At 73.8% G+C, this 15,178-nt stretch carries 11 protein-coding genes; 4 read left to right on the forward strand and 7 right to left on the reverse strand.

Annotation, left to right across the window (positions count from 1 at the left end):
• Nucleotides 1–202: 202 nt before the first annotated feature.
• Nucleotides 203–616 (reverse strand): Fur family transcriptional regulator, encoded by a 414-nt coding sequence (locus ACGF07_RS35220; protein ID WP_350745823.1) that lies wholly within the window; start codon nt 614–616, stop codon nt 203–205.
• Between the two features lie 266 nt (nt 617–882).
• Here ACGF07_RS35220 and katG point away from each other — a divergent pair, with 266 nt between their 5' ends.
• Nucleotides 883–3,099 carry a catalase/peroxidase HPI gene (katG, locus tag ACGF07_RS35225; RefSeq protein ID WP_392905694.1) on the forward strand — a complete coding sequence of 739 codons (2,217 nt, stop codon included), beginning with the start codon at nt 883–885 and terminating at the stop codon, nt 3,097–3,099.
• Nucleotides 3,100–3,254: 155 nt separating this feature from the next.
• Here katG and ACGF07_RS35230 read toward each other — a convergent pair whose 3' ends face one another.
• The gene (locus tag ACGF07_RS35230; protein WP_392905697.1) at nt 3,255–3,776 is read right to left on the reverse strand and encodes a histidine kinase; all 522 of its coding nucleotides are present in this window, start codon (nt 3,774–3,776) and stop codon (nt 3,255–3,257) included.
• Between the two features lie 208 nt (nt 3,777–3,984).
• Complete coding sequence (gene tsaD, locus ACGF07_RS35235) at nt 3,985–5,031, reverse strand: tRNA (adenosine(37)-N6)-threonylcarbamoyltransferase complex transferase subunit TsaD (RefSeq protein WP_392905700.1); 1,047 nt, start codon at nt 5,029–5,031, stop codon at nt 3,985–3,987.
• 162 nt (nt 5,032–5,193) lie between these two features.
• Here tsaD and ACGF07_RS35240 point away from each other — a divergent pair, with 162 nt between their 5' ends.
• Entirely contained in the window at nt 5,194–5,796 is a 603-nt protein-coding gene (locus ACGF07_RS35240; RefSeq protein WP_350745831.1) for a superoxide dismutase, read from the forward strand.
• 239 nt (nt 5,797–6,035) lie between these two features.
• Entirely contained in the window at nt 6,036–7,103 is a 1,068-nt protein-coding gene (locus ACGF07_RS35245) for a glycosyltransferase family 2 protein (protein WP_392905702.1), read from the forward strand.
• Between the two features lie 45 nt (nt 7,104–7,148).
• Here ACGF07_RS35245 and meaB read toward each other — a convergent pair whose 3' ends face one another.
• From meaB to ACGF07_RS35260, 3 genes are read right to left on the reverse strand one after another with little or no spacing between them, the layout of a single operon-like run.
• Nucleotides 7,149–8,141, reverse strand: a complete 993-nt coding sequence (gene meaB, locus ACGF07_RS35250) for a methylmalonyl Co-A mutase-associated GTPase MeaB (protein ID WP_350745837.1) — start codon at nt 8,139–8,141, stop codon at nt 7,149–7,151.
• A gap of 13 nt (nt 8,142–8,154) precedes the next feature.
• Nucleotides 8,155–10,383 carry a methylmalonyl-CoA mutase gene (scpA, locus tag ACGF07_RS35255; protein WP_392905705.1) on the reverse strand — a complete coding sequence of 743 codons (2,229 nt, stop codon included), beginning with the start codon at nt 10,381–10,383 and terminating at the stop codon, nt 8,155–8,157.
• Complete coding sequence (locus tag ACGF07_RS35260; protein WP_392905708.1) at nt 10,380–12,275, reverse strand: methylmalonyl-CoA mutase family protein; 1,896 nt, start codon at nt 12,273–12,275, stop codon at nt 10,380–10,382. Before ACGF07_RS35260 ends, scpA begins: the two co-directional genes overlap by 4 nt.
• Before the next feature lie 246 nt (nt 12,276–12,521).
• Here ACGF07_RS35260 and ACGF07_RS35265 point away from each other — a divergent pair, with 246 nt between their 5' ends.
• Nucleotides 12,522–13,592, forward strand: coding sequence for an NlpC/P60 family protein (locus tag ACGF07_RS35265; protein ID WP_392905710.1), 1,071 nt, complete (start codon nt 12,522–12,524; stop codon nt 13,590–13,592).
• 562 nt (nt 13,593–14,154) lie between these two features.
• On the opposite strand, the gene ACGF07_RS35270 is transcribed toward ACGF07_RS35265, so the two are convergent.
• Nucleotides 14,155–14,886, reverse strand: coding sequence for an FtsX-like permease family protein (locus ACGF07_RS35270; RefSeq protein ID WP_392905713.1), 732 nt, complete (start codon nt 14,884–14,886; stop codon nt 14,155–14,157).
• Between the last annotated feature and the right edge of the window lie 292 nt (nt 14,887–15,178).

Genomic DNA, 15,178 nt, shown 5'->3' on the forward strand with positions numbered 1-15,178 from the left:
GGCGGGTCCCCCGGGGGGCCCCCGGGGGGGGGGGGGCCCCGGGGGGGGGGGGGGCGGGGCCGGGGGGGGGGGGCCGCCCGGGGGGGGGGCCCCCCCGGGGGGGGGGCGCCCACCCCTCGCCGTTTCCGGCGGCGCCCCTCAGGAGGCGGCCCGGCCGCCGGATCCGGCGCCGACGTCCCCCGCGGGTCGGTCGACCGCGGGCTCAGCCCGCGCAGGACGGGCAGAGCCCGCGGTAGGTGACCTCGGCGCCGGAGACGGCGAAGCCGAAGCGCTGGTCCGCCGGGAGGTCGGCGAGCGGGTTGCCGAGGGGGTGGACGTCGCGGATGGCGCCGCAGCCGGTGCAGACCAGGTGCTGGTGCGGGCGGTGCGCGTTGGGGTCGTAGCGCTTGGCCCGTCCGTCGGTGGAGACCTCGACCACCTCGCCGAGGGTGACCAGTTCGCCGAGGGTGTTGTAGACCGTCGCCCTGGAGATCTCCGGGAGGCGCTCGGCGGCGAGCACGTGCACCTCGTCAGCGGTCAGGTGCACGTGGTCGCCGTCCAGGACCTCGGCGACGACGCGCCGCTGGGAGGTGAGGCGCCAGCCGCGCCCGCGCAGCCGCTCCAGCAGGTCACTCATATCGGTTCACCTATTCAGGTCACGGGGAGACCGGAGTTTACCAATACACATCCACTGGTGTCCGGTTCGCGATCGGATCTGGCTTTGGTGTCTTTCTTGACTTGGATTGAGTCCACCGTAGGATCGGCTCCGGCGCTAGCCTGGGTAGCAACAGGACGCAGCAGGACACCGCTACCCCGAAACAGCGGCCGTACACAGCGGTAGCAGCACTTGGTGCCGTAGGTAGCAGATGGACACCGTGATCCGCCTTGTAGGGAAGGATTCCCATGTCTGAGAACCACGACGCAACCGGTCTTGAGGCGAGCGCGGGCGGCTGCCCGGTCAACCACGGGCGCGCGCTCCACCCCACCCAGGGCGGCGGGAACCGCCAGTGGTGGCCGGAACGGCTGAACCTGAAGATCCTGGCCAAGAACCCCGCCGTGGCGAACCCGCTCGGCGCCGACTTCGACTACGCCGAGGCCTTCAAGTCCCTCGACCTCCCGGCCGTCAAGCGGGACATCCAGGAGGTGCTCACCTCCTCGCAGGACTGGTGGCCCGCCGACTTCGGCAACTACGGCCCCTTCATGATCCGCATGGCCTGGCACAGCGCCGGCACCTACCGGATCAGCGACGGCCGCGGCGGCGCCGGCGGTGGCCAGCAGCGCTTCGCCCCGCTGAACAGCTGGCCGGACAACGCCAGCCTGGACAAGGCCCGCCGCCTGCTCTGGCCGGTGAAGAAGAAGTACGGCCGCAGCCTGTCCTGGGCCGACCTCATGGTGCTGGCCGGCAACGTCGCCCTCGAGACCATGGGCCTGCAGACCTTCGGCTTCGGCGGCGGCCGCGTCGACGAGTGGGAGCCCGACGAGGACGTCTACTGGGGCCCGGAGACCACCTGGCTGGACGACAAGCGCTACACCGGCGACCGCGAGCTGGAGAGCCCGCTCGCCGCCGTCCAGATGGGCCTGATCTACGTCAACCCCGAGGGCCCCAACGGCAACCCGGACCCGATCGCCGCCGCCCGCGACATCCGCGAGACCTTCTACCGGATGGCGATGAACGACGAGGAGACCGTCGCGCTGATCGCCGGCGGCCACACCTTCGGCAAGACCCACGGCGCCGGCCCGGCGGACAACGTCGGCCCGGACCCGGAGGCCGCGCCGATGGAGCAGCAGGGCCTCGGCTGGAAGAGCCGCTACGGCACCGGCGTGGGCGGCGACGCCATCACCAGCGGCCTCGAGGGCACCTGGACGCCCACCCCGACGACCTGGGACAACAGCTTCTTCGAGACGCTGTTCGGCTACGAGTGGGAGCTCACCAAGAGCCCGGCCGGCGCCCTCCAGTGGAAGCCGAAGGACGGCGCCGGCGAGGGCACCGTCCCGGACGCCCACGACCCGAACAAGCGGCACGTCCCGATCATGCTCACCACGGACCTCTCGCTGCGCTTCGACCCGGTGTACGAGCAGATCTCCCGGCGCTTCCTCGAGCACCCGGAGCAGTTCGCCGACGCCTTCGCCCGCGCCTGGTACAAGCTGACCCACCGCGACATGGGCCCGGTCGTGCGCTACCTCGGCCCGGAGGTCCCGAGCGAGCAGCTGATCTGGCAGGACCCGCTGCCGGCCGTCACCTACCAGCAGATCGACGCCGCCGACGTCGCCGACCTCAAGCGGCGGATCGCCGCCACCGGCCTGTCGGTCTCCGAGCTGGTCTCCACCGCCTGGGCCGCGGCCTCCTCCTACCGCAACAGCGACAAGCGCGGCGGCGCCAACGGCGGCCGGATCCGGCTCCAGCCGCAGGCCGGCTGGGAGGTCAACGAGCCGGACCGGCTGGCCACCGTGCTGCGCGCCCTGGAGGGCGTGCAGGCGGAGTTCAACGCGCAGGCCGGCGACAAGCAGGTCTCCATCGCCGACCTGGTGGTGCTGGCCGGCGGCGTCGGCGTCGAGCAGGCGGCCAAGGCGGCCGGCCTCGCGGTCGAGGTGCCGTTCGCACCCGGCCGGGTGGACGCCACGCAGGAGCTGACCGACACCGAGTCCTTCGCCGCGCTGGAGCCGAAGGCCGACGGCTTCCGCAACTGGCTCGGCAAGGGCAACCGCCTGCCGGCCGAGTTCCTGCTGCTCGACAAGGCGAACCTGCTGGGCCTGAGCGCGCCCGAGATGACCGTCCTCGTCGGCGGCCTGCGCGTCCTCGGCGCCAACCACCAGCAGTCCGCGCACGGCGTCTTCACCGAGACCCCGGGCGTGCTGACGAACGACTTCTTCGTCAACCTGCTGGACCTGGGCACCACGTGGAAGTCCACCTCCGAGGACGCCCACACCTTCGAGGGCCGGGACGCCTCCGGCCAGGTCAAGTGGACCGGTACCCGCGCCGACCTGGTCTTCGGCTCGAACTCCGAACTGCGCGCCGTCGCCGAGGTGTACGCGAGCGACGACGCCAAGGAGAAGTTCGTGGAGGACTTCGTCGCGGCCTGGGTCAAGGTCATGAACGCCGACCGCTTCGACCTGGTCTGAGCGGCGACCCGGTCGACCCGGCCGAGCCGGCCGAGCCGTTGACCGGTTCGACGGGGCGACCGGCTGAGCGGTGACGGCGGGAGTCCGGGGCAGCGGCCCCCGGACTCCCGCCGCGCGTCGTCGCCCGTCACCGCGTACGGCGCCCCGGCAGCCGCTCAGGCCTCTCCGGCCTTCTGCTCCGCCTCCCGCTGTTCCTCCGCCTTCCGCTCCGCCGCCCGGACCTGTTCGGTGAAGGCGTGCTCGTCGATCCGCTCGACCGTCGCGCCGTGCTCGGCCGCCAGCTCGTCGGCCGGCCCGGGGGAGGCCTCCCGGACCTCGAGCGCGACCAGTGCGCCGCCGTCCGGCACCCGGGGCGAGAGCACGATCAGCGCGGCGCCGGCCTCCGTCGCGGAGTGCTCCTCGGCCGCGTTGCCGAGCGCCGCACCCGCCGCGAAGCCCAGCAGCACCCCGACCGGCCCGCCCAGCAGCCCCACCAGGCCTCCCAGCAGCCCCGAGCCCACGGTGGCCACACCGGCGCCCCGGGTGAAGGTGTCCTTCACCTCCAGCACCCCGTCGCCGTCGCGCTCCAGGGCGGCTGCCATCCGCAGGCCGGGCAGGTGCTGCGCCTCGGCGAAGGCGGCCGGCCAGCCGGCGGCGTCGGGGAAGGTCAGCAGGACGAGGTTGTGCTGGTCGCTCATCGCACTCCGATCGGGCTGGGTCCTGTCCGGTGCCGGGTCTCCATCGTGACTCCCGGTGCGCGTCCCGGCCACGGGAGCGAGCACGGGTGTCCCGCGCGGTCCGCCTTCCCCGTCCGCCGCTGAGCATGCGGCGCGCCCGCCCTCCCGTCCTCCCGTCTCCGAGTCGTTGCTGCCGTTGCCGCCGCTCCCGCCGTCCGGCCGCCGCTGCTCACCTGGACGGCGACGGACCGAGCGCGGCGCGCTCCAGCGGCGCCGACGGGTCCACCGCGAGGTCGGCCGGTGCCGGCTCGGCGCCGGCGCGGACCAGCAGGTCGCCGATCGCCGCGACCATGGCGCCGTTGTCGGTACAGAGCCGCAACGGGGGCACCCGCAGGGCGATCCCCGCCGCCGCGCACCGCTGCTCGGCGAGCGCCCGCACCCGGGAGTTGGCCGCCACCCCGCCGACCACCACGAGGGTGCCGATGCCGTGCTCGGTGCAGGCGCGCACCGCCTTGCGGGTCAGCACGTCCGCGATCGCCTCCTGCAGGGCGGCCGCCGCGTCCGGGACGTGCGGCTGGCGCTGCGCCTCCACCCAGCGGGCGGCGGCGGTCTTCAGGCCGGAGAAGGAGAACGCGTACGGGTCGTCCTGCGCCCCGGTGAGCGGGCGGGGGAGCCGGACGGCCGCCGGGTCGCCGGTGCGGGCGGCGCGGTCGATCGCGGGGCCGCCGGGGTAGGGCAGGCCGAGGATGCGCGCGACCTTGTCGAAGCATTCGCCCGCCGCGTCGTCCAGGGTGTCGCCGAGGTGGACGATCGGGTCGCGGGCGAGGTCCCGGACGAGGAGCAGGGAGGTGTGGCCGCCGGAGACGATCAGCACCACGCAGGGGTCGGGCAGCGGTCCGCCGTCGAGGGCCGCCGCGGCGACGTGCCCGGCGAGGTGGTGCACCCCGTACAGCGGGACGCCCAGCGCGTACGCGTAGCCCTTGGCGGCGGCCACTCCGACCTGCAGCGCCCCGGCCAGCCCCGGGCCGGTCGTCACGGCGACGGCGCCGACGTCACGCAGCGTCAGTCCGGCGCGGTCCAGCGCCTCCTGCACGACCGGAGCCATCGCGTGGACGTGCGCCCGGGCGGCGATCTCCGGGACGACCCCGCCGTAGCGGGCGTGTTCGTCCATCGAGGAGGCCACCGCCTGCCCGAGCAGCACGCCACCGCGGACCAGGCCCGCGCCGGTCTCGTCGCAGGAGGACTCGATGCCCAGCACCACCGGCGACCCTGTCATGGGCACTCACCATTGTCGGTCATTACGTTCACGGGTGACCATTGTGCCCGACGTGATGTGGGAGACATGTAGGAGCCCATAGTGCGTTCCTGCAACTGATGCGCAATAGTGTTGTCCCGGCACGATCGATACTACCAACCCGCCGAAAGGGGCCGTGTCCTGATGGGCACCTACACGCTTCCCGACCTGCCGTACGACTACTCCGCGCTGGAGCGGGCGATGTCGGCCGAGATCCTGGAGCTGCACCACTCCAAGCACCACGCCGCGTACGTGAAGGGTGCCAACGACACCCTGGAGCAGCTGGCCGAGGCCCGCGACAAGGAGCAGTTCGGCGGTCTGGTCGGCCTGCAGAAGACCTTCGCCTTCCACCTGTCGGGGCACGTGCTGCACTCGCTGTTCTGGCAGAACCTGTCCCCCGAGGGCGGCGACCGCCCCGAGGGTGAGCTCGCCGACGCCATCGCCGAGCACTTCGGCAGCTTCGAGGCCTTCAAGAAGCAGCTCACCAACGCCACCACCGGCGTGCAGGGCTCCGGTTGGGGCATCCTCTCCTGGGAGCCGCTCGGGCAGCGCCTGATCGTCGAGCAGGTCTACGACCACCACGGCAACGTGGGCCAGAACACCACCCCGCTGCTCGCCTTCGACGCCTGGGAGCACGCCTACTACCTGCAGTACCGCAACGTCCGCCCGGACTACGTCACCCGTCTGTGGGACGTCGTCAACTGGCAGGACGTCCAGGCCCGCTTCGCGGCTGTCAAGAGCGCCTGACCCGTTCCGGGTGACGGCGGGGCCCCGGACCGGTCGGGCGTTCCGGGGCCCCGCCCAGCTCACGGCGGGTGCGCGGGGCGGATCCGGGGCTGTCGGCACGCCCGGGCGCACCGAACCGAAGACTGGGCGCCATCCGCAGTTCTCCCGCGGGGAGCGTCCGGTCGGTACGCTCGGACCACCGCCGGCCACCGGCGGTCGGCGGCCGAACGGCCCGCCCGCTCCCGAGCGAAAGGCCTTCCATGGCGCCGCGCCTGTCCGTCGTCGTCCCGGTCTACAACGTCGAGCGCTACCTCGCGGAGTGCCTGGACTCGATCGCGGCGCAGACCTTCGAGGACTTCGAGTGCGTCGTGGTCGACGACGGCTCGACCGACGACGGCCCCGTCATCGCCAAGGCGTACGCCGCCAAGGACGGGCGCTTCCGGCTGGTCCAGCAGGAGAACAAGGGCCTCGGCGCGGCCCGCAACACCGGCTGGCGCCACCTCACCCCGGGCACCGAGTACCTGGCCTTCGTGGACAGCGACGACACCCTGCCACCGCAGGCCTACGAGCTGATGATCCGCACCCTGGACGGGACGGGGTCCGACTTCGCCGCGGGCAACGCGCTGCGGCTGCGCACCACCGGACTGACCCCCTCCCACGCGCACCGCCGCCCGTTCCGGGAGACCCGGCTGCGCACCCACGTCAGCGAACTGCCCGCCCTGGTCACCGACCGCACCGCCTGGAACAAGGTCTACCGCCGCTCCTTCTTCGACGCCGCGGGCCTCCTCTACCCGGAGGGCATCCTGTACGAGGACGCCCCGGTCAGCGTGCCCCTGCACTTCCTGGCCGAGCGGGTCGACGTGCTCGCCGACCCGATCTACCACTGGCGGGTGCGTGAGGACGGCGCGCTGTCCATCACCCAGAAGAAGACCGACCCGCGCGGCCTGATCGACCGCGTCCGCTCGATGGAACTCGTCCGGGAGTGGCTGCAGGGGCGCAGCGAGCCGGAGTTCGCCGAGTACCTGCGCGCCTACGACCTGAACTGCCTGGTCGAGGAGATCCCGATGTTCTTCTGGTCCGTCCCGGACGGCGACCGGCCGTACTGGGAGGTCTACCAGCGGCACGTCAGCCGGCTCCTGCACGCCATCGGCACGGAGCGGTTGGCCGGCCTCAACGCCCAGCTCCGGCTGAAGTACCGGCTCACCCTGGCCGATGCGATGAACCGCTTCGTGGCCGTCCAGCGGGTGCACCTGCTCGTCCGCCGCTCCCGCCAGGCCGCCGCCCGGCGGGCCGCGGCCGTCCGCCGGCCCGCCGGGGCCCGGGCCTGACCCTGCCCGGCCCGCCGGCCTGTCCGGTCGGGAGGCGCCGAAGAGTCAGGAGGCGCCGAAGAAGGTGTCCAGGATCCGCTGGGCGGCCAGCCCCGCGGGCAGGGTGCCGGCCCGGACCTCGGCTTCCAGCGACGGGGCGAGGCGCCGCACCTCGGGGTGCTCGTGCAGCCGGGCGTGGAGCTGGTCGTGGACCATGGACCAGGTCCACTCGACCTGCTGGTCACGGCGCCTGGCGGCCAGCGCACCCGTCGCGTCGAGGACCTTGCGGTGCTGCTGGAGGCGTTCCCACAGCACGTCCAGCCCGGCGCCGTCGCGGCCGCTGCAGGTCAGGACCGGCGGGGTCCACGCCGCGTCGGGAGCCTGCAACAGGCGCAGGGCGCCGGCCAGTTCGCGGGCGGCCGCCTTGGCGTCGCGCTCGTGGGGGCCGTCCGCCTTGTTGACGGCGATGACGTCCGCCAGTTCCAGGACGCCCTTCTTGATGCCCTGGAGCTGGTCGCCGGTGCGGGCCAGGCTGAGGAGCAGGAAGGTGTCGACCATCCCGGCCACCGCCGTCTCGGACTGGCCGACGCCGACGGTCTCGATCAGGACGACGTCGTACCCCGCCGCCTCCATCACCACCATCGACTCCCGGGTGGCCTTGGCGACCCCGCCGAGCGTCCCAGAGGTCGGCGACGGCCGGACGAAGGCGTTCGGGTCGACGGCGAGGCGCTCCATCCTGGTCTTGTCGCCCAGGATGGAGCCGCCCGTCCGGCTCGAGGTCGGGTCGACGGCGAGCACCGCGACCCGGTGGCCGAGGCCGGTGAGCATCGTCCCGAAGGAGTCGATGAAGGTCGACTTGCCGACACCGGGCACACCGGTGACGCCGACCCGGACCGCCCCGCCCGCGTGCGGCAGCAGCCGCTGGAGCAGCTGCTGCGCGAGGGCGCGGTGGTCGGGCCGGCTGGACTCGACGAGGGTGACGGCGCGCGCGATCCAGGCGCGCGAGCCGTCCAGGACCCCCGCCGCGTAGCTGTCGAGGTCGATCGTCCGCGGAGGCATCCGGGTCAGACCGTCACAGCTCGTGGCCGAGGTCGGCCGCCAGCGACTTCAGCAGGTCGTACGCGGCGTCCGGGATCACCGTGCCGGGCGGGAAGACCGCCGCCGCGCCCGCCTCGCGGAGCGCGTCGAAGTCCTGCGGGGGGATCACCCCGCCGACCACGATGGTGATGTCCTCCCGGCCCGCCGCGGCGAGTTCGGCGCGCAGCGCGGGCACCAGGGTGAGGTGCCCGGCGGCCAGCGAGGAGACCCCGACGATGTGCACGTCCGCCTCGACGGCCTGGCGGGCGACCTCGGCCGGGGTCTGGAACAGCGGGCCGACGTCCACCGTGAACCCGAGGTCGGCGAAGGCGGTGGCGATCACCTTCTGGCCGCGGTCGTGGCCGTCCTGGCCCATCTTGGCGACCAGGATGCGCGGGCGGCGCCCCTCGGCCTGCTCGAACCGCTCGACCAGGTCCCGGGTGCGCTGGAGGGGGGCCGACGGGCCCGCTTCGTCTCGGTACACACCGGAGATGGTACGGATCTGGCCGGAGTGACGGCCGTACACCTTCTCCAGGGCGTCCGAGATCTCGCCGACGGTCGCCTTGGCCCGGGCCGCGCCGACGGCCAGGTGCAGCAGGTTGCCGTCCAGGGAGCCGCCGCGCTGCGGACCGGCCTCGGCGGCGCGGGTCAGCGCGTGCAGCGCGTCCTGGCAGGCCGCCTCGTCCCGCTCCTCGCGCAGCCGGCGCAGCTTCTCGATCTGCCGGGCGCGGACCGCCGAGTTGTCGACCTTCAGCACGTCGATCTGCTCGTCGCTGTCGACCCGGTACTTGTTGACGCCGATCACCGGCTGGCGGCCGGAGTCGATGCGCGCCTGGGTGCGGGCGGCGGCCTCCTCCACGCGCATCTTGGGGATGCCCGCGTCGATGGCCTTGGCCATGCCGCCGGCCGCCTCGACCTCCTGGATGTGCTGCCAGGCGCGGGCCGCCAGGTCGTGGGTGAGCTTCTCCACGTACGCCGAGCCGCCCCAGGGGTCGATCACCCGGCAGGTGCCCGACTCCTGCTGCAGCAGCAGCTGGGTGTTGCGGGCGATGCGGGCGGAGAAGTCGGTGGGCAGCGCCAGCGCCTCGTCCAGGGCGTTGGTGTGCAGCGACTGGGTGTGCCCCTGGGTGGCGGCCATCGCCTCCACACAGGTCCGGGTCACGTTGTTGAACACGTCCTGGGCGGTGAGCGACCAGCCCGAGGTCTGCGAATGGGTGCGCAGCGAGAGGGACTTCGGGTTCTTCGGGTCGAACTGCCGGACCAGCTTGGCCCACAGCAGCCGGGCCGCGCGCAGCTTGGCGACCTCCATGAAGAAGTTCATGCCGATCGCCCAGAAGAACGACAGCCGCGGCGCGAAGGCGTCCACGTCCAGCCCCACGTCCAGGCCCGCGCGCAGGTACTCCACCCCGTCGGCCAGGGTGTAGGCCAGCTCCAGGTCGGCGGTGGCCCCGGCCTCCTGGATGTGGTAGCCGGAGATGGAGATCGAGTTGTACCGGGGCATCCGCTGCGAGGTGTACGCGAAGATGTCCGAGATGATCCGCATCGACGGCTGCGGCGGGTAGATGTAGGTGTTGCGGACCATGAACTCCTTGAGGATGTCGTTCTGGATGGTCCCCGCGAGCTTCTCGGGCGGTACGCCCTGCTCCTCGGCCGCGACGATGTACAGCGCCAGTACGGGCAGCACCGCGCCGTTCATGGTCATCGACACGGACATCCGGTCCAGCGGGATGCCGTCGAACAGCTGGCGCATGTCGTAGATCGAGTCGATGGCCACACCCGCCATGCCGACGTCGCCGGTGACCCGCGGGTGGTCGCTGTCGTAGCCGCGGTGGGTCGGCAGGTCGAAGGCGACCGACAGGCCCTTCTGGCCGGCGGCCAGGTTGCGGCGGTAGAAGGCGTTGGACTCCTCGGCGGTCGAGAAGCCGGCGTACTGGCGGACCGTCCAGGGCTGGTTGACGTACATGGTCGGGTACGGCCCGCGCAGGTACGGGGCGATGCCCGGGTAGGTGTCCAGGAAGTCCAGGCCGGTCAGGTCGGCGGCGGTGTACAGCGGCTTGACGCCGATGCCCTCGGGGGTGTCCCAGACCAGCTCGTCGACGTCCTTGCCGGTGGACCGGCGCCAGGCGGCCCGCCACTGGTCCTCGGTCACGCCGGCGGTGCCGGCGCCGTCGGCCCGGGTGGCGGCGTCGCCGTCCAGCCCGATTCCGGTGAAGTCGGGGATCATCGCGCCACCTCGTCCTCGTCGGCGCTGCGCGCACCGGTGATCTGGTCCAGCAGGGAGGTCAGGACGGCGACGGCGTCCCCGCCCGCGTGGATGAACTCGTCGACTCCGGCGGGCGCTTCGGCGAGCCGGCCGGCCAGCAGCACCCGCCGGGCACCGGCCGCGCGCAGCGCGGTGGCGACCGCCTCGGCGTGCTCGGCGTACAGGGCGTCACTGGAGCACAGGCAGGCGACGCTCGCGCCCGAGGCGCTGAACGCCTCGGCGAACACCGCCGGGTCGATGCCCTCGGCCGAGACGGTCGCGATGCCGCCGGCCTGGAACAGGTTGGCGGCGAAGGTGGTGCGCCCGGTGTGGGCGGCGGCGGTGCCGATCGAGGCCAGGAACAGCTTCGGCCGCTCGCCGGTGGCGGCGAGCACCGCGTCCGAGCGGTCGCGCAGCGCCTCGTACGCCTCGGCACGGCGCACCCGGGGCAGGCCGCCCGTGTGGCCGGCCGGGGCCGGCTCGCGGACCAGCGGCTGCTCGTCCAGGTGCGGGAACTCGCTGACGCCGGTGACCGGTTCGCGCCGTTTGGCGAGCCGCTCGGAGCGCTCGGCCCAGGTCGCGGCGATCCGGTCGCCGACCAGGCCGGAGGCGAGGGCGGCGCGCTGGCCGCCGGCCCGCTCGATCTCCTGGAACCAGGCCCAGGCGGCGCGGGCCAGCTCCTCGCCCAGCTGCTCGACGTACCAGGAACCGCCGGCCGGGTCGACCACCCGGGCCAGGTGGGACTCCTCCAGCAGGATCGACTGGGTGTTGCGGGCGATCCGGCGGGCGAAGGCGTCCGGCAGGCCGAGCGCGCTGTCGAAGGGCAGCACGGTGACGGCGTCGGCGCCGCCGACCCCGGCCGCGAGGCAGGCGACGGTGGTGCGCAGCATGTTCACCCACGGGTCGCGGGCGGTCATCATCACCCGGGAGGTGACGGCGTGCTGGCGCTGCGCCGAGGCCTCGGCGGACCCCCCGGACACCTCGGCGACGCGGGCCCAGAGGCGGCGCGCGGCCCGGAACTTGGCGATGGTGAGGAACTGGTCGGCGTCCGCGGCGTAGCGGAACTCCAGCTGCCCGAGGGCGGCGTCCACCGACAGCCCCGCGGCGGTCAGCGCGCGCAGGTAGGCGACGCCGGTGGCCAGCGAGCAGCCCAGCTCCTGGGCGGGGGAGGCGCCGGCCTCGTGGTAAGGGAGGGCGTCGACGGTCACCGCCCGGACGTTCGGGTACTCGGCGGCGCAGCGGCCGGCCAGTGCGGCGGCCGAGGCGAGCAGCGCGCCGGTCCGGGTGGCGTCTCCGGAGCGGGCCTGGAGGCCCAGCGGGTCGGCGCCGAGGTTGCCGGCGGCGGAGGCGGGGGAGACCTCGCGCTCCTCGTACAGCTTGAACAACCGCTCGGCGGCGTCGGCGAATTCGGGCCCGGCGTCGAGCGCGACCGCGGCCAGGTCCAGGTACACCCCGTTCAGCGCCTCCGGCAGGGCCGACACCGGCAGGCCGGCCCCGCCCAGCTCCAGCCAGAGCGAGCCGACCCCGTTCTCCAGGTCCGCGAGGACCGCCTCGTTGGTGCGCCGCCGGTCCGGGTCGGCGTGCCGCTGGCGGACGTCCCACCCGGCGACGGCGGAACCGTGCGGCCGCCCGCCGCGGACGAACGGCGGGAAGCCGGGGTAGCCGGCCTCGACCGGGCTGTCCTCGGCGGTGTACAGGGGGAGGGCTCGCAGGCCGTCCTGGAGGGGGGTGCTGAGCGCCCGCTCGGCGGCGGCGGCGTCCTCGGGCTGGGCACCGGACTTGCGCAGCACGCCCTCGACGAGCTGCTGCCACTGCTCACGGTGCGCGGCCGGGAACTCGGCGGCGAGGGGGAGCCCTTCGGGCGGGACCTTCATGCCCGCAGGTTAGCGCCCGTTCGCAGGACGGCAGGAGGGGCGTCGTGTGTGACCTTGTTCTCGATTTGGCGCAGTCGTAGCACTCCGCAGGTCAGGGAGTGTCTCGGGGGCGTGCACTCGGCCCGTCGGGGAGTGTCCCGAGGACTCGCGCGCCGGAAGCAACCCGGAGCCGTCCCTCGAACGTTCAACGGGTGTCACCACACCTCCCCGAAAGCCCCCGCACCCCCCGAAGGAGAACCCACCGCGATGGGAAAACGACGCAAGCCCAGCCCCCCGAGCCGGGCCCGCCTGGCGGTCCTCACCACGGCGGTGGCCGGGGGCGCGGTGCTCGCCTCCGGCACCGCCGACGCGGAGCCGCGCCCGGACCTCGCCACCGTCAGGGAGCGGGTGGACGCGCTCAACGAGGAGGCCGAGCAGGCCGTCGAGCAGTACAACGGCTTCCAGGCCCAGCAGCAGAAGCTCCAGGGCGATGCCAGTCGGATCCAGGAGAAGGTGGCCCGCGGCCAGGAGGCGATGAACGAACTCCGCACCCGGCTCGGCGGCGTGGCCGCCGAGCAGTACCGCAACAACGGCATCGACCCGTCCGTCCGGCTGATGCTCGACGCTGACCCGGCCGCCTACCTGGAGCGCGCCTCGGTGTGGAACCAGGTCGCCGACAGCCAGACGGCCCTGCTCAGGCAGGCCCGGGAGGAACAGCGCAAGCTCGACCAGGACCGCGCCGAGGCCACCGCCACCCTCGCCCGGCTCGACTCCGCCGGCACCGAACTGGCGGAGCGGAAGAAGCGGATCCAGGCCAAGCTCTCCGAGGCGCAGGCCACGCTCAACCAGCTCAGCGCCGAGGAGCGGGCCAAGGTCAACGCCCAGCAGTCGGCCGAGAAGGCCAAGGCCGAAGCCCAGAAGGCGGCCGCCGCCGACCGCGCCTCCCGCTCGGCCCAGCGTCCGGACCCGAACGCCCCCGCCCCGCCCGCCAGTGGCCGCGCCGCCGCCGTCGTCCGGTTCGCCTACGCCCAACTCGGCAAGCCCTACCGGTGGAGCGCCACCGGCCCCGACGACTTCGACTGCTCCGGCCTCACCGGGGCCGCCTACCGCGCGGCGGACGTCAAGCTCTCCCGGATGTCCCAGGACCAGTGGAACGACGGCCCGCGCGTCGCCCGCGCCGACCTCCAGCCCGGCGACCTGGTCTTCTTCTACGCCGACATCCACCACGTCGGCATCTACATCGGCGACGGCAAGATGATCCACGCGCCCCGCACCGGCAAGAACGTCGAGGTGCTGCCGATCGACGCCATGCCGTACATGGGCGCCGTCCGCCCCTAGAGCCCGTCTTCAAACCCCCGCCTGCGGGCCGACGCTCCCCCGGCCTTCGGCCGGGAGGTGCCCCCAGGGCACGCGCCTCGCCGCGTTGTCGTCGGTCGCCGATGGCCCCCAGCCTCCGGCCGGGAGGTGCCCCCACCGCATGGACTCTCCCCCAGCCTCCGGCCGGGAGGTGCCCCCACCCCAGCCTTCGGCCGGGAGGTGCCCCCATCCTCCGCCTTGCGAGGCACGCACCCCAACGCCGCCCCGCCCGCCCTTCGGGCGGACGACGGGGGTTTGAAGACGGGCCCTAGCCGCGCGTGCTCGGGCGGCCGCCCTGGCGGCCCTGGCTGCCCGCCCTGGCCGCCCTGGCCGCCCGCACTGACCTCGGCGCCCTTGCCGCCCGCAACCGTCCGTACGGAGCGGCCGGGGCGCCGGTGCGGCCGACGGCGGCGGGCGCCCGCCCCCGGGGTGACGGGGCGGGCGCCCTTGGTGGCGCGGGTGCTGTCCGGCCGCCGGCCGGTGCTCGAAGCCGGTGCTCAGCCCGTGCCCGTGCCCGTTTCCGCGCCCGCGCCCGAGCCCCTCCTCATGACAGCCGCCGAGCGAGCGGCACCCGGGAGCGGGTGAACAGCGCCGCCAGCAGCCCGGCGACCACCGGCAGCACCAGCACCACCAGCAGCAGTTCCCCCCAGGGCGCGGCGATCAGCGGCGAGGGCGAACCGGTCCCGCTCGCACGGGACTTCAGCAGCCCCACCGCCGGGACGAACCCGTTGGCCGCCCCGAGCACCGCCCCCAGCAGCGCGATCAGTGCGCACTGCAGCCCCGCCATGGTCCGCCGGATCCGCGGCGGCGCGCCGACGGCGGCGAGCGTCGCCTGGTCCTGCCGGGAGTCGGCGGCCGCGAGTCCGGTGGCGATCCCGGCCGCGCCGAGCACGACCAGCCCGGCGAAGCCGGTGAGGGCGAGGGTGAGGGCGTCGCCCTTCGGCTGGTAGCCGCGTTCGACGTCGAGGCGGGCGAACCGGTCCAGCCGGATCGCGACGGCCTCGGCGCGCTGCTGCGCGGTGCGGTCCGGTGGGGTGGCCGGCCGCCAGACGGCTCCGTCCGGCCGGGACGCGAGCCCTAGCAGGGCCGCCGCGGTGGTCGGCATCAGCCCCTGGGCGAAGCGGGCGGCGTCCGGGTCGTCGACCAGGACCGCGTCCACCGGGACCTCCTGGAGGTCGGGCTTGGGGATCTGCCCAGGCTGCACCGGGCCGCCGCCCCCGCGCAGCAGCATCACCGCCCTGCCGTCGGCGCCGATCAGCGAACGGTCGAAGACCACCAACTTCCCTGCGGCGAGCGCTCGTTCGGCCGCCGGGTCGTGGACGTCGAACAGGTTGTGCAGCAGGGTGGCGTCACCCGTGGCGACGTGCGGCTGGTCCGCCAGTCGGTGCCGGTCGACCGGGCCCTTGAGCTGGACGTCGCTGGAGCAGCCGGCGCAGAACTCGTAGGCCAGCCGCCCGATGTCGGCGCGCGGCCCTAGACGAGTAGTTCCGAAGTCGGTCAGTGGTCGTAGGCGATCAGTGAGCGGGTCGCGGGCTGGTCTGTGGTCCGGTTGTGCCAGATCGCGCAGG

Source organism: Kitasatospora sp. NPDC048194 (genome assembly GCF_043202455.1).
GTDB lineage: Bacteria > Actinomycetota > Actinomycetes > Streptomycetales > Streptomycetaceae > Kitasatospora.